Genomic DNA, 19,308 nt, shown 5'->3' with positions numbered 1-19,308 from the left:
TTTAATTATTAGCTGTTCCCGTAGTTAAAACTAAAAAAGTCTTGTCATAATTATACTTAAGAATGTTACTAAACTCTTACTAATAAAAAAACACTTGGAGATGTGCTGGTCTCCAAGTGCTTTTTTCTTTTATTCTTTTTTTACATCTATATTATATTTTTTACATTTCAAAGAAACTGTTCTATGTGTTAATCCTAAAGCTTTTCCAGCTTTGTTGAAGGATTTGTACTTTTTCATAGCTGCTTCGATTATTTGTTTCTCATATTCTTCAAAGGGAAGAATATGATCAATATCAATATTTAAATTAAAAGATTTTGATTCAACTGGCTTTAGATATGAAGGTAAATAAGAACTATCTATATAGTCACCATCACAAAGGTTTATAGCTCTTTCCATTATATTTTCAAGTTCACGAATATTCCCAGGCCAAGAATATTCAATTAGTAGATTAAGGGCATCTTGTTTTATTCCTAATACAGTTTTATTTAACTTTTTATTTAGTTTAGTTATAAAATGCTCTACTAATTCAGGAATATCTTCTTTACGTTCTCTAAGTGGAGGAAGATTAATACCTAGTACATTAAGTCTGTAATAAAGATCCTCTCTAAATAAAGCATCATCAATCATTTCTTCTAAATTTCTATTAGTTGCTGCAATAACTCTTACATCAATATTTTTAGGAGTTATACCTCCCACGCTTTCAATTTCTCTTTCCTGCAAAACTCTAAGAAGTTTAACTTGCATTGATAGAGGCATATCACCTATTTCATCTAAGAATATAGTACCTGTATCAGCAATAGCAAATTTACCTGGTTTACTTTGAACTGCTCCTGTAAAAGCGCCTTTTTCATATCCGAATAATTCACTTTCTAAGAGATTTTCAGGGATTGAAGCACAGTTAACTCTTACAAAAGGCTTATTTTTTCTATTGCTATTATTGTGAATTGCTTTTGCAATAAGTTCTTTCCCTGTACCACTTTCACCACGAATGAGAACAGTTGAGGTAGTTTCTGAAGCTTTTTGACACATGTACATTATGTCTTTTAGGGTTCTAGTTGATCCTATAATATTCTTAAAAGAAGAATTTTTAGATAGCTGTCTTAAAAACTCATTTTTATAATAATCCAACTCTTGTTCAGATTTATTTAGTTTTGACATAAGTTCTTTAATTAAACTAACTGGTCTAGAAGTTGAAATAACTCCTTTAAACTGCCCATCGATAAATAAAGGGTCGATAGTACTTATAACATTTATACCACTTTTTTTATGAATTACATCTTTTAATAAAGTTCTTTCTTTAAACACTTTAGCTCTAAGTCCATCAGGAGAAACATCGAAAATACTTTTGCCTATAAAATCAGAACTAACTTTAGAAAAGTTTTTAGTATATGCAGGATTTAAATAATTTATTATGCCATTCTCATCTACAAAGCAAATCATATCCTGTGAATTTTCAAGTATTTTAGTAAATTTCTCATTTATTTCTTTCATACCTATAATATCAGATACATCTTGAATAACACTTACAGCACCTATAATCTTATCGTTTATGAAAAGAGGAGAACTATTTACTAAGCCAACTCTGTTATTTATATGAAGAGTTGAGCCGTATTTTTTTAAATTGCTAAGCATAACATGAGGAAGTTGAGATGATGGGATTACTTCATTAATTTTTTTTCCTTTAACATCTTTTTTATTGCATCCAATAAATCTTAAAGCGTATTGATTCATTGTTATTATATTTTGGTCTATATCTATAACGACAATACCTATTGGTAAACTTTCCACCACTTGTTCATTAGCTACTATGCTAGCATCTATTATTTCATCTATTTCACTATCTTCAGATTCAATTAGATTATTTATGTTTTTATCAATAAACTCAAGAAGAGATTGAACAGCTAACTTTTCAATCATTCCTTCGTTTTTAGATCCAATTAATATACTTTCATTAGGCAATACCTTAAGAGAAAGTATTGCAAGCATACTTATTCCAAGCCAATCTGTATAAGATTCTTTTTTTATATAGAGTTTAACTTTATACTTAGACTCTATTTCAGAAGCCTTATTAACAATCATAGCAGAGTATCTAGTATGTAATCCTAATGGAGTCTTTATAATCAATTCTCTTGAATACATTAAATAAATCACCGTCCAGAGTTTTATTTTTTATGAATTTATATAAAAAGTTAATGTGGTTGATATTTTTTATCAAGTGTTAATAATATATTATCAGAAAAAAGTACTATTTTAAAGGCTTTATGAATATACATCTTAATAAAAAAGATTGTTTTTAAAAGAAAATTGATAAAAAATATCAACAATAAAATTGGATTGATATTTTTTATCATATTTAGTATAATAAAAATAACTAATATGACTGATTATTTTAACGTAAGTTTTTAAAAATAAAATATTTTTAAAAGATTTATAGGCATTTTTACTAGGGTTTATGAGTATAATATATTTTGAAAAATATTAACAATTAAAAACTTGGCACGTAAATTGCTGTTATATATAAGCAGTGAATTTAGTTTAATTGTGATTGATATTTTATGTTGTATTTAGTTGAGTACGAACTTAAAGGAGGACTACATAATGAAAAAAGGTATTGCTGCTTCAAAAGGATATGCAATAGGAACTGTATTTATACAAGAACATGAGGAAATAATAATATCTGATGCGAAGGTTTCAGATATAGCATCTGAAAAAGAAAAATTATCTAAAGCTTTAGTTCAATCAAGAGAACAATTAGAAGCAATAAAAGAAAAAACAGCTAATGAAATTGGAGAACATGAAGCTCAAGTTTTTGAAGCTCACTTAATGTTATTAGATGATGTAGAGTTTACTGGTCAAATGGAAATGACTATAGAAAATGACCAATTAAACGCTATGAAGGCTGTTCAAAATGTTACAGATACTTTCGTTATGATATTTGATTCTATGGATGATCCTTACATGAGAGAAAGAGCAGCAGACATAAAAGATGTTTCTAAGAGAATAATAGCTAACCTAGCTGGTAAGGGCGGAAACGGAATGGAAAATGTAGGAGCTAATACTGTTGTTGTAGCTCATGACTTAACACCTTCAGATACTGCTCAATTAGATAGAAGTAAGGTTGTTGGTTTCTTAACTAACATCGGAGGAAGAACTTCTCACTCAGCTATAATGGCTAGAACTTTAGAAATACCAGCTGTTGTTGGACTAGGTGACATAACAACTTCGGTTAAAAATGGGGATACTATAATAGTTGATGGTATTGAGGGCGTAGCTATAATAAACCCAGATGAAGCTACTATAAATGAATATAAAGCTAGATTAGAGAAATTTAAAGCAGAACAAGAAGAATTAAAAAAATTAATAGATGTTAAAACAACTACTAAATCAGGTAGAAGAATAGAGGTTTGCGGAAACATAGGCAAACCAGAAGATATAGATCAAGTTTTAGCAAATGGTGGAGATGGAGTTGGACTATTTAGAACTGAGTTCTTATATATGGATAGAGATGAAGCTCCAACTGAAGATGAACAATTTGAAGCATACAAATATGTTTTAGAAAAAGCAGATGGTAAGCAAGTTGTTATTAGAACACTAGATATCGGTGGAGATAAAACTCTTCCATACTTACCATTACCAGAAGAGATGAATCCATTCTTAGGATACAGAGCTATAAGATTATGCTTAGACAGAAAAGATATCTTTAGAGTTCAAATAAGAGCTTTATTAAGAGCTTCTGTTTATGGAAATCTTGCAGTAATGTTCCCAATGATTTCAGGATTAGAAGAATTCCAACAAGCTAGAGCATTTGTTGAAGAGTGCAAAGTAGAGTTAAAAGCAGAAGGTATAGAATACTCAGATTCAATTCAATGGGGTATCATGGTTGAAATCCCAGCTGCAGCAGTTTGCGCTGATGAGTTAGCTAAGCATGTTGATTTCTTCTCAATAGGAACTAACGATTTAATCCAATATACATTAGCTGCTGATAGAATGAGTGAGAAGGTATCATACCTTTACAATCCAATGCATCCAGCTGTATTAAGATTAATTAAAATGACAATAGATGGAGCTCACAAACATGGTAAGTGGGTAGGAATGTGTGGAGAGATGGCAGGAGACGAAAGAGCTATACCAACATTAGTTGAATATGGTTTAGATGAATTCTCTATGAGTGCTACATCAATCCTAACTGCTAAGAAAATAATAATGGAACAAGAATAATAGTCAATAATATTAAAATTAATATTAATATAGAACACTCAAAACCCTAAGTTTTGGCACGAATTAATTCGTGCCTTTTTTTTATAAAAAAATAAGTTTTTATTAAATTAAATTATTTATTATTTAGTTTTAGGTAAAAATAATAATAATTAAAATAAAGGAGGTGTATTTTTGTTAAAAGTAATAAAAAATATTGAGATTTATGACCCAGAGTATTTAGGAAAAAAGGATATTGTTATATTAAGTGATAAAATTGAAGGATTATATGATTATGTGAATATTCCTAAAGATTTTATAAACATACAAGTAATTGATGGAGAAGGCATGATAGCTGTTCCAGGCTTTATAGATTGTCATGTCCATATAATTGGTGGAGGTGGTGAAGGTGGTTTTAGAACTAGAACTCCAGAGTTACAATTAAGTAGTATAGTAAAAGGTGGTATAACTACTCTAGTAGGATGTATAGGAACTGACGGTATTTGCAGAGACATGAAAGGACTAGTTGCAAAAGCTCATGCTCTTTGTGAAGAGGGAGTAACTTGTTACTGTTATACTGGATCTTATGATGTCCCTGTAAATACTATAACTAAGACCATAAAAAGTGATTTATTATTAATAGATAAAGTTATAGGTGTAGGTGAAATAGCACTATCAGACCATAGAAGTTCTCAACCAACATATGAGCAATTTCTTAATATAGTAGCCCAAGCAAGAGTTGGAGGTCTTTTATCAGGAAAAGCAGGAATAGTAAATGTTCATTTAGGAAATGGGAAAAGAATGATTGAGTATATAACTAGACTTATAAAAGAAACAGAAATTCCAGCAAATCAAATAGTTCCTACTCATATGGGAAGAAGTAGAGAACTTTTTGAAGCTGGAATAAATTATGCTAAGGATGGAGGGCAAATTGATTTAACTACATCTTCAGATCCTCAACATTTAGAAGAAGGAGAATTAAGAGCTGGAGAAGGACTTAAAAAGCTTTTAGATGCTGGGGTAGATATAGAAAGAATAACTTTTTCTTCAGATGGTAATGGGAGCATGCCATTATTCGATAAAAATGGAGAACTTAAAGGATTAGGAATTTGTTCCGTTCAAAGTCTTTTTAATGAAGTGAAGGAAGCTATAAAGCTTGGAGTACCATTAGAAAAAGCAATAAAAGTTATAACTAGTAATGTTGCTAATATTTTAAAGTTATCTAATAAAGGATTTATATCAACAGGAAAAGATGCAGATATAGTTTTATTAGATAAGAAAAATCTAGATATAAATTCTGTTATATCTAGAGGGAATGTTTTAATGTATAATAAAAAATTATTAGTAAAAGGAACATTTGAATAAGAAAATTATAAAAATTAAATAGTAATTATTATTTGTAGCGTTGACTTAATTTTTTTAATATAATATAATTATAAATAATAAAGTACCCCTTAGGGGTATAACAGGAGGCGTATATAATGTTAAAACATATAAATGATCAAGATTTTAATACAGAAGTAATAGAAGCAAGTGAAGTAGTAGTTGTTGATTTCTGGGCAACTTGGTGTGGACCTTGTAAAATGATAGCTCCAGTTATAGAAGAGTTATCAAATGAAATGGAAAATGTTAAGTTTGTAAAAGTTGATGTTGATAAAAATCCAGGTTCAGCTGGAAAGTATCAAATACAAAGTATACCAACTTTATTAATATTTAAAGAGGGAAAAGTTGTTGATACTTTAGTTGGTTTTAGACCAAAAGCTGCATTAGTTGAAGTTATCAAAAAATACGTTTAATAAGCTTCTTAAGGAGATGAATAATTTTGAGCGAAAGATACGATATAGCTATAATAGGAAGCGGACCAGCTGGGCTTTCAGCTGCATTAAATGCAAAAATTAGAAACAAAAAATTTATTCTTTTTGGTAACAATGATTTAAGTACAAAGCTTGTTAAAGCTCCAAAGATAAATAACTATCTTGGGTTTGTTGGAAAAAATGGTGCTGACCTTAAAAATCAGTTTATGAGTCATCTAAAGGAGATGGATATACAAATAACAGAAGAAAGAATAAATAGTATTTATGCTATGGGAGAATATTTCGCTCTTATGGTAAATGAAAAAATGTATGAAGCTACTTCAATAATCTTAGCAACAGGTATTGAATACACAAAACCTATGAAAGGTGAAGAAGAATTCTTAGGTAAAGGTGTAGGATATTGTGCAACTTGTGATGCTCCTTTATATAAAGAAAAAACTGTAACTATAATTGGCTATAATAAAGAAGCTGAAGAAGAAGCTAATTTTGTAAGTGAATTAGCAGCTAAAGTTTATTATATTCCTAGATATAAGGGAGAATTTAATTTAAATTCAGAAATTGAAGTTATTAATGATATTCCTTTAGAAATAAAAGGGGATAATAAAGTTAATAAATTAGTTACTAAGAATGGTGAAATAGATACTGATGGTATATTTTTATTAAGAGATAGTATATCACCAGGGCAATTAGTACCAGGATTAAAAATAACTGAAGATTACATAGAAGTTGATAGGTTAATGAAAACTAATATAGAAGGCTGTTTTGCTGCAGGAGATTGTACTGGTAGACCATACCAATATATAAAAGCTGCAGGTGAAGGAAATGTAGCTGCTTTAAGTGCAGTTGCATACTTAGACAGTAAGAAATAAAAAATAGGCTATATCAAATTTATTTTGATATAGCCTATTTATTTAAGTAACATTAAAAAATACATGTTGACCTATACTTTTTTCTCCTGTCTTTTGAACGCCTTTCATCCACGAGCATGTAGCAATTTTAGGGTTATAAAAATATAATGCTTCACCTGTTGGGTCATATCCTTCTATAGCTTTTATAACAGCATTATAACTATCATCATCAGGTACTACGTCAATTTTGCCATTTCTAACACAAGAAAAAGCATTTTTTTGAGTTATTACTCCATGAATTGTATCTGGAAATTGAGAATTTGTTGTTCTGTTAAGTATTACTGATGCAACTGCTATTTTTCCATCAAAAGGTTCACCTTTACTTTCAGCATATACTACTTGAGACATTAAATATATGTCATCATTAGTAAGTGAAATTGTAGAGTCTGAACTTTTGAATACAGCAACAACATCATTATTTGTATTATAGCTTTGCTCACATTCAGGATTTGGTGAATTAGTAGCTATCTCTGTTAATTCTATATAATTATTTTTGGTTATATGCTCATTTGAAAGAGAAAGCCCTAAAACTTCTTTCTCATTAAGTGTAGTGATAATTAATAAGGCGAAGGCGAAGATAAAGTAAGTATAAATACTCTTTTTCATAAGAACCTCCTTTTAGGTAATTATTTTACTTTGTATATTGTAACCAAAAAAATAGAATTAATACCATACTTTAATTTTTATTATAATTATCTAAAGATTTTTCAGCATCTTCTAATGAATAGGTGAATTCATCAAATAAATTTGAAGATTCATTATAATAATCTTCTGCTGTCTTTTTATTTTCAATTTCATCTAAAAGACCTTTATAGAAGTAATTAATATATTTATCATAAGATTTTAATGCTTTTTCAAGTGCTAAGAAAGAATCATTAGCTTGTTCTGGGATAGGTAAAGAATATAAGTCGTTTTTTAATTCTTTAAGAAAAGAAAGTTTATTTTCTATATCTGTAGCCAAAACTTTTAAATCTCTATTTGATTCTTTAATTAAGTTAGCTGTTTCAAAAAGTTTTTCGTCAATTGAAGAAAGTTTAAGAAGCAGTGCTTTCATAGAAACAACAAAATCATTTTTTTGGCTTTGAATAAATCTCTTATCTCTGTTAGTTTTTATTAGCTCATTTATATAATAAAAAATATCTTGGAGGTAATTATTACCTTCTTTATATAGATATACAGGAATTAAATTAGATCTACACATAGAATAGTAATTTTCACATTCTTCCTTTAATTTTGAAGCAATAGCATATTCATCAGCTAGATTTAAAGCATCTGGAGTTTTCAAAATAGAAAGTAATTTATTGAATAATTCAATATTTTTATCTAATCCATCATTAATTGGAGAGAATAAATTTTGATGCTTTTGAGAAACTGATAAAGATTTTAAAGTAGAATTTGTTTCTTTAAGTTTATCTAATTTCATTTCTATTGAGTTAATATAAATTTCAGATGTTATTGTATCCTCAGAAAAATCATAAGTAAGATTAATTTCAGAAATAGTTCTTCCTATGTCTTCAAGTTTGGATTTTTCATTGTGTGATCTGAAAAATAAAAAACCTATTATAAATATTAATATCAGAACTGCAAATATTATATATATTAAGGAATTATCAATATATTTTTTATATTTAAAGTCCATAGTGAGCACCCCCTTATATAATTTTCTATTAAAATATATGAGAGAATATATAATAACATTACTTAGAATATGTAAAACTGAAAAGAAATCATTTAAAATGTATCTTATACTTAGATTTTTATTGTATAATTTAATTGTTACTGTAATGGAGGTGAATTTTGTGCAAGAATTAATAACGGTATTTACAAATAGTTTAAAGGATGTATCTATTTGGTCTATCATAGATATATTGATTGTAGCTTTTATATTTTATAGAGGATATATGTTAATAAAAGAAACAAGGGCAGAGCAATTGTTAAAGGGAGTAATATTGTTATTGATTTTAATTCCTATAAGTTATGTTTTGAGACTTCAAATGTTGAACTTTATATTAACAAAAACATTAACAATAGGTGTTTTATCAATAATTATTATTTTCCAACCAGAAATAAGAAGAGCATTAGAACATATAGGAAGTACTGCTTTTGATGATTTTCATGTTATTCAAGATGATCAAAAGTTAGAGGAAGTTATTGATCAAATTATAATAGCAGTAGAGAATATGGCTGAAACTAAAACTGGTGCTCTAATAGCTATAGAGCAAGGGACAGGATTAGCAGAAATAATTTCTACAGGAACTCAGTTAGATGCAGTAATAACTTCTGCATTAATAGAGAATATATTCTTTAAGAACACTCCATTACATGATGGGGCAACTATAATTAGAAATGATAGAATCGTTTCAGCAGGTTGTGTATTACCATTAACAAATAATAATACTATAAATAAAAAACTTGGAACTAGACATAGAGCTGCTATAGGATTATCTGAAATATCAGATGCTTTAGTTATTGTTGTTTCAGAAGAAACAGGAGCTATATCTTTAGCTGTAAAAGGTCGATTAACAAGAAATTATGATGGTAAAAAATTAAAAAATATATTATTAAAAGTTATGAGAAATAGACGAGATAAGAGAGGAAAAACTTATGGAGAGAAGGTGAAAATATGCTTAAAAAAATTAAGGGAAAGAATTTCTTAGTAAAATTTATATGCTTAATATTATCATTTTCTCTTTGGTTATATATAATAAATGTAGAAAATCCAGTAAGAGAGCTTAAATTAAATAATGTACCAGTTCAGGTTGTTAATAATGATATACTTAAAGAATATGATTTAGTAATGGTTCCTAATCAAAATTTAACTGTAGATTTAGATTTAGAAGGTCCATCTACTGAAATATATAAGGTGAAAAAAGAACAATTTAAGGTAGTTGTTAATTTAAGTGAATATGTTTTAAAAGATGGAGACAATAATATACCAGTACAAATAGAAAGTTATCCTAATAATATAAACATAAAAAATAATGGATTTCTAAGAGTGAATGTTCTTCTTGATAAATACCAAGAAAAAAGTCTGCCTATTGTTAGCAAAATAAAGGTAAATACAGAGCATGGTACTTATGCAGATAAAATAAATATAAATCCACAAAATGCTACTGTATCTGGAGCACAATCATTAGTAAGTAAAGTTAAGACTTTAGAAGTGAAAGGTGAGATAAATGATGTTAACAAGGCTGTTAATATGAATTTACCAGTTGTGGCAGTAGATGAAGAGGGCAATGAAATTAAGGAAGTTAATATAAGTCCTAATAAAGTAGATGTATCCTTTGGAGTGAAAAAATCTAAGGAAGTACCAGTTAGTGTTATTACAACCGGCACTCCTAAGGAAGGATTAGCCATAAAATCAATTATACCAAGTATAGCAAAGGTGAGTTTAATTGGATCAGAGGATACTTTAAGTAAAATAAACTCCATTGAGACAGTACCTATAGATGTTTCACAGTATGGAGATGATTCGGAGATATCAACAGTATTAAAAGTTCCAGAGGGAGTAGGTTTAGCATCTAATGACCAAGCCCAAATTAAAGTTAAATTAGATTTTAGTAAAGATGCTCAAAAGGAAATAGAATTACCAGTAACTATAGAAGGTACTGTAGATGGATATACTCCTGAATTAAATACTAAAACTGTAAAAGTAACAATTAATGGACCTGAGGATTCAGTAAATAGTATTGATTTAAGTAAATTTAAATGTACTATTGATATATCAAAACTTACAGTTGATGGAGGTAGTGTAAAGCCTAATATATCAAACTCTTATTATAATATAAAGGTTATTAGCACAAATCCTACGGAGGTTAAGGTAACTTTTAAAAAAAATAATGATTCAGCAGAAAGTGCAGAGAATAATTCTACAAAACCAAGTGATAATTCAAATAATAATAATAATGCTTCAAATAGAAGTAATAATCAAAATTCAAATAATAAACAATAAATATTTACCACAGATTACTTTAAGCGTATTCTGTGGTAAAATAATTTACTAAAGAAAATAAAGTGGAGGCAGTTTTATGACTATTAGAATAAATAATATTAGTTTAGACATAAATGAAGACTTAAGTCTTTTAAAGAATAAAGTAGCTAAGAAATTAAAGATGTCCAAGGATGAAATTGGAGATATAAAAATAATAAAAGAATCTTTAGACGCAAGGAAAAAGAATCTTATAAAATTTAATTATTGTATAAATATAGAGCATGAAGATGAAGAAAAAATAGTAGCTAGACTTAATGATAAGGATGTAAAGATAGATAAAGTTAATTATGATTTTGATTTTAACTTTGGGGAAAAAAAACTTGAGCATAGACCAATAGTTATAGGATTAGGGCCAGCAGGACTTTTTGCAGCTCTTTTATTAGCTAAGAAGGGATTTAATCCAATCGTTTTTGAAAGAGGAGAAGACGTAGATAAGAGAACTAAAACTGTAGAAGAATTTTGGAGAACTGGAGAATTAAATCCAGAGTCAAATGTACAGTTTGGTGAAGGTGGAGCAGGAGCTTTTTCAGATGGAAAGCTTACAACTAGAATAAAAGATACAAGATGTGATTATGTTCTTGATGCTCTTGTGAGAAATGGCGCACCAGAGGAAATAATATATAAAGGAAAACCTCATGTAGGAACTGATATATTAAAAGACGTAGTTAAAAATATTAGAGAAGAAATAAAAAGACATGGTGGAGAAGTTCATTTTAATTCAAGATTTGAAGGTATAATAAAAAAAGATAACAAGTTAAAAGGAATAAAAGTTAACGGTGAAGAAGTACCATGTGAAGTAGCAGTTTTAGCTTTAGGACATAGTTCTAGAGATACATATGAAATGTTATTCAATGAAGGGATCTTTATGAAGCAAAAACCATTTGCTATCGGAGTTAGGATAGAGCATCCACAAGAAATTATAAATTTAAGTCAGTATGGAGAAAAATATGCTAATCATAAAAGATTAAAGGCAGCTGAATATAGATTATCATATCAAAGTAAGACTCTAGATAGAGCTATCTATTCTTTCTGTATGTGTCCTGGGGGAGTTGTTGTAAATGCTTCTTCAGAGGAAAAAAGATTATGTGTAAATGGAATGAGTTATCATGCTAGAGATAAAGAAAATGCTAACTCGGCTTTAGTGGTAACTGTAGGACCAAATGATTTTGGAGGAGATCATCCTTTAGAAGGAATGAAGTTCCAAAGACATTATGAAGAACTTGCTTTTAAACTAGGAGGAGGAAATTATAACACTCCAGTTCAATTAGTTGGAGATTTTATGAATGATAGAGTTACAACTAAGCTAGGAAAGGTTAATCCGAGTGTGTTAAGTAATGGATATAGATTTGAAGATTTAAGAAAGTGCTTACCTTCTTATGTAATAGATGGCTTAAAAGAGGGAATAACTGACTTTGATAGAAAGATAAAAGGTTTTGGACATAGTGATAGTGTATTAACTGGTATAGAAACAAGAACATCAGCTCCAGTTAGAATTGAAAGAAATGAAAAGTTACAAAGTATATCTTTAGAGGGTTTATATCCAGCTGGAGAAGGCGCAGGTTTTGCAGGAGGAATTGTTTCAGCAGCTGTAGATGGTCTAAAAGTAGCAGAAAATATTATGAAAGAATATAGTGTTTAAATTTTAACAATTAAATAAAAGATAATAAATTGAATATTCTGAAAACTGATGTTTTCAGAATATTTTTTGGTAAAATATAGTTATTGAGAATTGATTTTGAATTAATAAATTTATATAGTCAGTTTTTTTTTATTTCTAATTGTTATAAATTTAACAAAATTCGATAGAGAGGGTTGAGTATTATGGCTAAAAATTTTAATGAATTGTTTTCAAAACTAAGAGAGAATGGAATGAAAAAAGTTTCGGTTGCAGTTGCTCAAGATAAACCAGTTTTAGAGGCTTTAAGAGAAGCCAAAAAATTAGGAATAGCTGATGCTATTTTAGTTGGTAATGAAGAAAAAATAAAAGAAATAGCTAATAAAATAGATATGAATTTAGCTGATTTTGAAATTATAAATGAACCTGATGATAAAAAAGCAGCATTATTAGCAGTAGAACTAGCATCAATAGGAAAAACTGATATGGTAATGAAAGGTCTAGTTGATACTGCTACTTTTTTAAGAAGTGTATTGAATAAAGAGGTTGGATTAAGAACAGGTAAATTAATGTCACATGTATCTGTATTCGAAATACCAGGAATTGATAGGTTACTTTTCTTAACAGATGCAGCTTTTAATACTTATCCAGAGTTAAAAGATAAGGTATCAATGATAAATAACTCAGTTAAAGTTGCACATGCTTGTGGAGTTAAAGTTCCTAAGGTAGCTGTTATAGGTGCAGTGGAGGTTGTAAATCCTAATATGCCAGCAACAATAGATGCAGCATTATTAGCTAAGATGAATGATAGAGGACAAATAAAGGGATGTATAGTTGATGGGCCATTTGCCTTGGATAATGCTATATCAGAGGAAGCAGCAGAGCATAAAGGAATAAAAGGAGAAGTTTCAGGAAAAGCGGATATATTATTATTACCAAATATAGATGTTGCAAATGTAATGTACAAGACTTTAACTTACATGTCAGAGTGTAAAAATGGTGGGTTATTAGTTGGTACATCAGCTCCAGTTATATTAACTTCTAGAGCAGATAGTTTTGAAACAAAAGTTAAATCAATAGCTATAGCAGCAGTGGTTGCTCATGATTTAAAGTAGAGAATTTTTGGGGGAAAGTTATATGGTGTATAAATTATTAATAATAAATCCAGGATCTACATCAACTAAAATTGGTGTTTATGAAGGGGAAAAAGAAGTTTTAGAAGAAACTTTAAGACATTCATCAGAAGAAATATTAAAATATGATACAATATTTGATCAACTTGATTTTAGAAAAGAAGTTATTTTAAATGTATTAAAAGAAAAAGGAATTGACATAAATGAGTTAGATGCTGTTGTTGGAAGAGGTGGAATGCTTAAACCGATAGAAGGTGGAACTTATGAAGTCAATGAGGCTATGGTTGAAGATTTAAAAGTTGGAGTTCAAGGGCCACATGCTTCGAACTTAGGTGGAATATTATCTAATGAAATAGCAAAAGGAATTGGTAAGAGAGCATTTATAGTAGATCCAGTTGTTGTTGATGAAATGGAAGATGTAGCAAGATTATCAGGAGTTCCAGAATTACCTAGGAAAAGTAAATTCCATGCACTAAATCAAAAGGCTGTTGCGAAGAGATATTCAAAAGAACGTAATACTTCATATGAAGATGTTAACTTAATAGTTGTTCATATGGGTGGTGGAGTTTCAGTAGGAGCACACAGAAAAGGTAGAGTTATAGATGTAAATAATGCATTAGATGGTGATGGACCATTTTCACCAGAAAGAGCAGGAGGAGTTCCTTCAGGTGAATTGGTAGAAATGTGTTTCTCAGGAAATTATAGTAAAGAAGATGTTTATAAAAAATTAGTTGGAAAAGGCGGTTTCGTTGCTTATGCTAATACAAATGATGCAAGAGATTTAATAAAGCTATCACAAGAGGAGGATGAAAAAGGTTCATTAATATTTGATGCTTTCATATATCAAATAGCAAAAGAAATAGGCTCTATGTCTGTAGTTTTAGATGGAGATGTTGATTCTATAGTATTAACTGGTGGAATTGCATATAGTCACTATGTAACTAACGCTATAAATAAAAAAGTAAAATGGATTGCACCTATGGTTGTATATGGTGGAGAAGATGAACTTTTAGCTTTAGCACAAGGAGCTATAAGAATTTTAGATGGTGTTGAAGAAGCAAAGATATATAAATAGATTAAATTAATATATATAAATATTTCTAATTTAGATTACTTAAGGGAAGAATTTTGTAATTCTCCCTTAAATTTTGTTTTAAAAAAAGTGTTCATAAAAATCTGAAATATTTATATTTCATAAATATTATGTTAGAATAATAACGATGATTTTAAAATTAACTGATTTTTACAGTATATAAGTTGAGATTTAGTTTTAATTTAAAACCAAAAATTGGAGGAACAGCATGAATAAAATAATAATCAATGATAAGACTATAGAATTTGATGGTGACAAGACTATACTTGACTTAGCAAGAGAGAATGGATTTGACATTCCTGTGCTTTGTGAGTTGAAAAATTGTGGAAATAAGGGACAATGTGGGGTTTGTCTTGTTGAGCAAGAAGGAAATGATAGACTGTTAAGATCTTGTGCAATAAAAGCTAAAGATGGAATGGTAATTAAAACTGATAGTGAAAAAGTTATAGAGGCTAGAAAAGAAAGAGTTGCAGAACTTTTGGATGAGCATGAATTTAAATGTGGACCATGTAAAAGAAGAGAAAATTGTGAATTCTTAAAACTTGTAATTAAAACAAAAGCAAGAGCTCACAAACCATTTGTAGTTGTAGACAAATCAGAATATGTAGATGACAGAAGTAAATCAATAGTTTTAGATAGAAGTAAATGTGTTAAATGTGGTAGATGTGTTGCTGCATGTAGAACAAGAACTGCTACTAACTCAATAAAATTCCATAGAATTGATGGAGTAAGATTAGTAGGACCAGAAGAATTAAAATGTTTCGATGATACAAATTGTTTATTATGTGGACAATGTGTAGCTGCTTGTCCAGTTGATGCATTATCAGAAAAATCACATATTGAAAGAGTACAAGATGCATTAAATGATCCAGAAAAGCATGTAATAGTTGCTATGGCACCAGCTGTAAGAACATCAATGGGTGAATTATTCAAGATGGGTTATGGACAAGATGTTACTGGAAAATTATATACTGCTTTAAGAGAATTAGGTTTTGATAAAGTATTTGACATAAACTTTGGTGCTGATATGACAATAATGGAAGAGGCTACTGAACTTGTAGAAAGAATAAAAAATAACGGACCTTTCCCAATGTTAACTTCATGTTGTCCATCATGGGTTAGAGAAGTTGAAAACTACTTCCCTGAATTATTAGTAAATCTTTCAACAGCTAAGTCACCACAACAAATATTTGGTGCAGCATCAAAAACTTATTATCCACAAGTTGCTAATATAGATCCTAAAAAAGTATTTACAGTAACTGTAATGCCTTGTACGTCTAAAAAATTCGAAGCTGATAGGCCTGAAATGGAAAATGAAGGAATAAGAAATATAGATGCAGTTATAACAGCAAGAGAGTTAGCTAGAATGATAAAAGCTGCTAAAATAGACTTTGCTAAATTAGAAGATGGTGAAGTAGATCCAGCTATGGGTGAGTACACTGGAGCTGGTGTTATATTTGGAGCTACTGGTGGAGTTATGGAAGCTGCTTTAAGAACAGCTAAAGATTTCATGGAAAATGCTAACTTAGATAATGTAGATTATGAAGCTGTTAGAGGATTAGCTGGAATAAAAGAAACAGAAGTTGAAATAGCAGGAAATAAATATAAATTAGCTGTTGTAAGTGGAGCTGCTAATGTATTTGAACTAGTTAAGTCTGGTAAAATAAATGATTATCATTTCATAGAAGTAATGGCATGTCCAGGTGGATGTGTTAATGGTGGAGGACAACCACACATATCAGCTGAAGATAGTGATAAAATGGATATTAGAGAAGTAAGAGCTTCTGTTCTTTATAATCAAGATAAGCATTTAGAGAAAAGAAAATCACATCAAAACTCAGCTTTATTAAAAATGTATGAAAACTACATGGGTAAACCAGGTCATGGAAGAGCTCATGAATTATTACACATGAAATATAAAAAATAATATTTAAAATATAAACAGGATGTTTAATGCATCCTGTTTTTTATTTGAAAATATCACAATAAAAATAAAATTTGTACAGTCTATTTAGATTATCATACAAAAAATAATGAATTCTTTTGTAAATAATGTTCATGGATGAAAACGGTTAATTGATGTAAAATAAAGTCATAAAAGAAATTAGAGAAAATAATTAAAATTTATGGGGGAATATTAATATGGCAAATTTATCACTTAAACATATTTATAAAGTTTATCCAGGAGATGTTACAGCAGTTAAGGACTTTAATTTAGAAATTGCTGATAAAGAGTTTATCGTATTTGTTGGACCATCAGGTTGTGGTAAGTCTACTACTTTAAGAATGATTGCTGGATTAGAAGAAATATCAAAAGGTGAATTATTTATTGGAGATAGATTAGTTAACGAAGTTGAACCAAAGGAAAGAGATATAGCAATGGTTTTCCAAAGTTACGCACTATATCCACATATGACTGTATATGATAACATGGCATTTGGACTTAAGTTAAGAAAAGTTCCAAAGGAAGAAATAGAAAAAAAGGTCAAGGATGCAGCTAAAATACTTGATATAGAGCATTTATTAGATAGAAAACCAAAGGCTTTATCAGGAGGTCAAAGACAAAGGGTTGCATTAGGAAGAGCTATAGTAAGAGAACCTAAAGTATTCTTAATGGACGAGCCTTTATCAAACTTAGATGCTAAATTAAGAGTTCAAATGAGAACTGAAATTTCTAAATTGCATCAAAGATTACAAACAACATTTATATATGTTACACATGACCAAGTTGAGGCTATGACAATGGGTACAAGAATAGTTGTTATGAAAGATGGTATAGTTCAACAAGTTGACTCACCACAAGAAATATATAATAACCCAGCTAATATATTCGTTGCAGGATTCATAGGAAGTCCACAAATGAACTTTATAGATGGTACTATAAAAGAAGAAGGCGGAAAATATTTTGCTTGCTTCCAAGGTGAAAAAGTTGAAATGCCAATGGATAAAGCTAGATTATTAAAAGAAAAAGGATATATAGGAAAAAATGTTATAATAGGTATAAGACCTGAACATTTAGATGATGAGCAAGAATTAGTTGCAGCAAATCCAACAACAGTAATAAAATCAAAAGTTGAAGTTACAGAGTTAATGGGAGCAGAAAGTTACATTTATACTAAACTTGGAGATCAAAACATAACAGTTAGAGTAAATGGAAGTACTAAGTTACAAAATGGTCAAGAAGCTAAGTTCTACGTTGATTCTAATAAGATTCATATATTCGATAAAGAAACTGAATTAAAATTAGTTTAATTAACAATAGCTTTAATATAGAGGGGTAATCAATATGTACAGTTTTCATAAGTTCTTAGAAGAGTTATATTTAAATACTAAAATACCTTTTATGGTTATTTTGGATAGTAATGAATTTATACTATCAAATTTTGATAATTGTGATATAGTTTGTTTAGAGTTTGAAGTTAATGGTAAAAAGGGGAAAATAATAACTGAAAAGGAATATGAAAGCTGTACTTCTTTATTAAGATATTTAATTGAAAATAAGATTAAAGAAGCTTTAGGTAAAAAGGAAAAACTTATTAGGAAGGTTTTAAATGGAGCTACTATAGATAAAAATATTATTGATAAGGAGTTTAACTTTTTAAAAGGTGATTTCTATATAATTAATGTTTATTTAGCTTCACACCTTCAAGATGGTTTAGAACTGGTTGATGAATGCTATGGTAATAAAAATATATTTAGCCTTTTAAAAGAGAATAATATAGTAATTATTGGTGCTTTAGAAGATGTTGATGATCATGTTAATAGTATAAAGGACTCTATTGATTCAAACCTTTATGTAAAATGTTATATAAGTTATATGAAATTAAATAATATAAATAAAATAAAAGAGGCTTATGAGATAAATATGTCTAAGATAAATCTTGCAATAAAATATGATTTGGATGAAGTTATTTATGGAGAAAGAGATTTACTTTTTGAAACTTTAGTTGATTCCATAGATGAAGACTTAAAGATGAAGATGTATGAAGATTTTGGGTTAGGATTTTCTAATTTAGATAGAGAGATGATAAAGACTATAGAAACATTTTTTAAGTGTGGGCTTAATATAAGTGATGCATCTAAAGAATTATATGTACATAGAAATACTCTAATTTATAGATTAGATAAAATTCAAAAGTATACATCTTATGATATAAGAAATTTTAATGAAGCTGTAATCTTTAAAATAGCTTTTTTAATATGGCGTGGTAAAGAAATAAGTAAGTAATATAATTTAAAATATATTTATGCTAATAGGAAACTATATCAAAGGAAATATTTTAAAATTTGATATGGTTTTTTATTTTATGGTGGAAAATAATGAATAAATTTTATATAAAATAATAATAAATTTAGAAACTATATCGAAGTTGTTTACTATAAAGCAGATGAAGATTTAAAGAGAGTTTTAGATTTATTGATAGAGGTACTGATGATTTTGAAGATCTTTATAATTCATTATTAGAAGAGGGAGATCAATGCTTTTTATTAGCAGATTTTAAAGCATTTAAAGATACTTAAGATAAGGTATTTGAAGCTTATAAAGATAAACTAGGATTG

General features: G+C 28.8%; 15 protein-coding genes. 12 read left to right on the top strand and 3 right to left on the bottom strand.

Translation table 11 applies throughout. The annotated features are described in order from the left end of the window. Window positions 1–129 precede the first annotated feature (129 nt). Window positions 130–2,139, bottom strand: coding sequence for a sigma 54-interacting transcriptional regulator (locus Q1J60_RS12845; RefSeq protein ID WP_300263036.1), 2,010 nt, complete (start codon window positions 2,137–2,139; stop codon window positions 130–132). Window positions 2,140–2,598: 459 nt separating this feature from the next. Between Q1J60_RS12845 and ptsP the strand changes: the two genes are divergently transcribed. The 4 genes from ptsP (at window position 2,599) to Q1J60_RS12825 (ending at window position 6,877) form a co-directional block, all read left to right on the top strand. Further along, window positions 2,599–4,218: a phosphoenolpyruvate--protein phosphotransferase gene (ptsP, locus tag Q1J60_RS12840; protein ID WP_300263033.1), complete on the top strand. Its 1,620-nt coding sequence runs from the start codon at window positions 2,599–2,601 to the stop codon at window positions 4,216–4,218. A 171-nt stretch (window positions 4,219–4,389) separates the two neighbouring features. Further along, window positions 4,390–5,559, top strand: coding sequence for a beta-aspartyl-peptidase (gene iadA / locus Q1J60_RS12835; protein WP_300263030.1), 1,170 nt, complete (start codon window positions 4,390–4,392; stop codon window positions 5,557–5,559). A gap of 116 nt (window positions 5,560–5,675) precedes the next feature. Continuing rightward, window positions 5,676–5,990 carry a thioredoxin gene (gene trxA / locus Q1J60_RS12830; protein WP_300263027.1) on the top strand — a complete coding sequence of 105 codons (315 nt, stop codon included), beginning with the start codon at window positions 5,676–5,678 and terminating at the stop codon, window positions 5,988–5,990. 26 nt (window positions 5,991–6,016) lie between these two features. Then, window positions 6,017–6,877, top strand: coding sequence for an NAD(P)/FAD-dependent oxidoreductase (locus Q1J60_RS12825; RefSeq protein ID WP_300263024.1), 861 nt, complete (start codon window positions 6,017–6,019; stop codon window positions 6,875–6,877). A 42-nt stretch (window positions 6,878–6,919) separates the two neighbouring features. Here Q1J60_RS12825 and Q1J60_RS12820 read toward each other — a convergent pair whose 3' ends face one another. Then, complete coding sequence (locus Q1J60_RS12820; RefSeq protein WP_300263021.1) at window positions 6,920–7,522, bottom strand: cell wall hydrolase; 603 nt, start codon at window positions 7,520–7,522, stop codon at window positions 6,920–6,922. Window positions 7,523–7,592: 70 nt separating this feature from the next. After that, window positions 7,593–8,555, bottom strand: coding sequence for a hypothetical protein (locus Q1J60_RS12815; RefSeq protein ID WP_300263019.1), 963 nt, complete (start codon window positions 8,553–8,555; stop codon window positions 7,593–7,595). Window positions 8,556–8,715: 160 nt separating this feature from the next. Here Q1J60_RS12815 and cdaA point away from each other — a divergent pair, with 160 nt between their 5' ends. From cdaA to Q1J60_RS12775, 8 genes are all read left to right on the top strand, one after another. After that, the gene (cdaA, locus tag Q1J60_RS12810) at window positions 8,716–9,573 is read left to right on the top strand and encodes a diadenylate cyclase CdaA (protein WP_300263016.1); all 858 of its coding nucleotides are present in this window, start codon (window positions 8,716–8,718) and stop codon (window positions 9,571–9,573) included. Further along, the gene (locus Q1J60_RS12805) at window positions 9,540–10,868 is read left to right on the top strand and encodes a CdaR family protein (protein WP_300263013.1); all 1,329 of its coding nucleotides are present in this window, start codon (window positions 9,540–9,542) and stop codon (window positions 10,866–10,868) included. The genes cdaA and Q1J60_RS12805 overlap by 34 nt, the downstream gene beginning before the upstream one ends. A gap of 76 nt (window positions 10,869–10,944) precedes the next feature. Then, entirely contained in the window at window positions 10,945–12,546 is a 1,602-nt protein-coding gene (locus Q1J60_RS12800; protein ID WP_300263010.1) for an NAD(P)/FAD-dependent oxidoreductase, read from the top strand. Window positions 12,547–12,728: 182 nt separating this feature from the next. Continuing rightward, a complete protein-coding gene (gene ptb / locus Q1J60_RS12795) occupies window positions 12,729–13,637 on the top strand; it encodes a phosphate butyryltransferase (protein WP_300263008.1) in 909 nt (302 codons plus the stop codon). A 22-nt stretch (window positions 13,638–13,659) separates the two neighbouring features. After that, on the top strand, window positions 13,660–14,730 hold the full coding sequence (buk, locus tag Q1J60_RS12790) for a butyrate kinase (protein ID WP_300263006.1): 1,071 nt from the start codon (window positions 13,660–13,662) through the stop codon (window positions 14,728–14,730). 226 nt (window positions 14,731–14,956) lie between these two features. Beyond that, window positions 14,957–16,675, top strand: coding sequence for a ferredoxin hydrogenase (locus Q1J60_RS12785; RefSeq protein WP_300263004.1), 1,719 nt, complete (start codon window positions 14,957–14,959; stop codon window positions 16,673–16,675). Window positions 16,676–16,890: 215 nt separating this feature from the next. Continuing rightward, entirely contained in the window at window positions 16,891–18,000 is a 1,110-nt protein-coding gene (locus Q1J60_RS12780) for an ABC transporter ATP-binding protein (RefSeq protein WP_300263001.1), read from the top strand. 34 nt (window positions 18,001–18,034) lie between these two features. Continuing rightward, window positions 18,035–18,976, top strand: coding sequence for a PucR family transcriptional regulator (locus Q1J60_RS12775; RefSeq protein WP_300262998.1), 942 nt, complete (start codon window positions 18,035–18,037; stop codon window positions 18,974–18,976). The last annotated feature ends 332 nt before the right edge of the window (window positions 18,977–19,308 follow it).

The sequence above is a fragment of the Clostridium sp. genome (genome assembly GCF_029258205.1).
GTDB lineage: Bacteria > Bacillota > Clostridia > Clostridiales > Clostridiaceae > Sarcina.
This window is presented reverse-complemented; position numbering and strand designations above follow the sequence as displayed.

Excerpts from the sequence above, each read along its gene's own strand:
- Q1J60_RS12845 (WP_300263036.1), bottom strand. The coding sequence starts at position 2,139 with ATGTATTCAAGAGAATTGATTATAAAGACTCCATTAGGATTACATACT.
- ptsP (WP_300263033.1), top strand. The coding sequence starts at position 2,599 with ATGAAAAAAGGTATTGCTGCTTCAAAAGGATATGCAATAGGAACTGTA.
- trxA (WP_300263027.1), top strand. The coding sequence starts at position 5,676 with ATGTTAAAACATATAAATGATCAAGATTTTAATACAGAAGTAATAGAA.
- Q1J60_RS12820 (WP_300263021.1), bottom strand. The coding sequence starts at position 7,522 with ATGAAAAAGAGTATTTATACTTACTTTATCTTCGCCTTCGCCTTATTA.
- Q1J60_RS12815 (WP_300263019.1), bottom strand. The coding sequence starts at position 8,555 with ATGGACTTTAAATATAAAAAATATATTGATAATTCCTTAATATATATA.
- Q1J60_RS12805 (WP_300263013.1), top strand. The coding sequence starts at position 9,540 with ATGCTTAAAAAAATTAAGGGAAAGAATTTCTTAGTAAAATTTATATGC.
- Q1J60_RS12800 (WP_300263010.1), top strand. The coding sequence starts at position 10,945 with ATGACTATTAGAATAAATAATATTAGTTTAGACATAAATGAAGACTTA.
- ptb (WP_300263008.1), top strand. The coding sequence starts at position 12,729 with ATGGCTAAAAATTTTAATGAATTGTTTTCAAAACTAAGAGAGAATGGA.
- buk (WP_300263006.1), top strand. The coding sequence starts at position 13,660 with ATGGTGTATAAATTATTAATAATAAATCCAGGATCTACATCAACTAAA.
- Q1J60_RS12785 (WP_300263004.1), top strand. The coding sequence starts at position 14,957 with ATGAATAAAATAATAATCAATGATAAGACTATAGAATTTGATGGTGAC.
- Q1J60_RS12780 (WP_300263001.1), top strand. The coding sequence starts at position 16,891 with ATGGCAAATTTATCACTTAAACATATTTATAAAGTTTATCCAGGAGAT.
- Q1J60_RS12775 (WP_300262998.1), top strand. The coding sequence starts at position 18,035 with ATGTACAGTTTTCATAAGTTCTTAGAAGAGTTATATTTAAATACTAAA.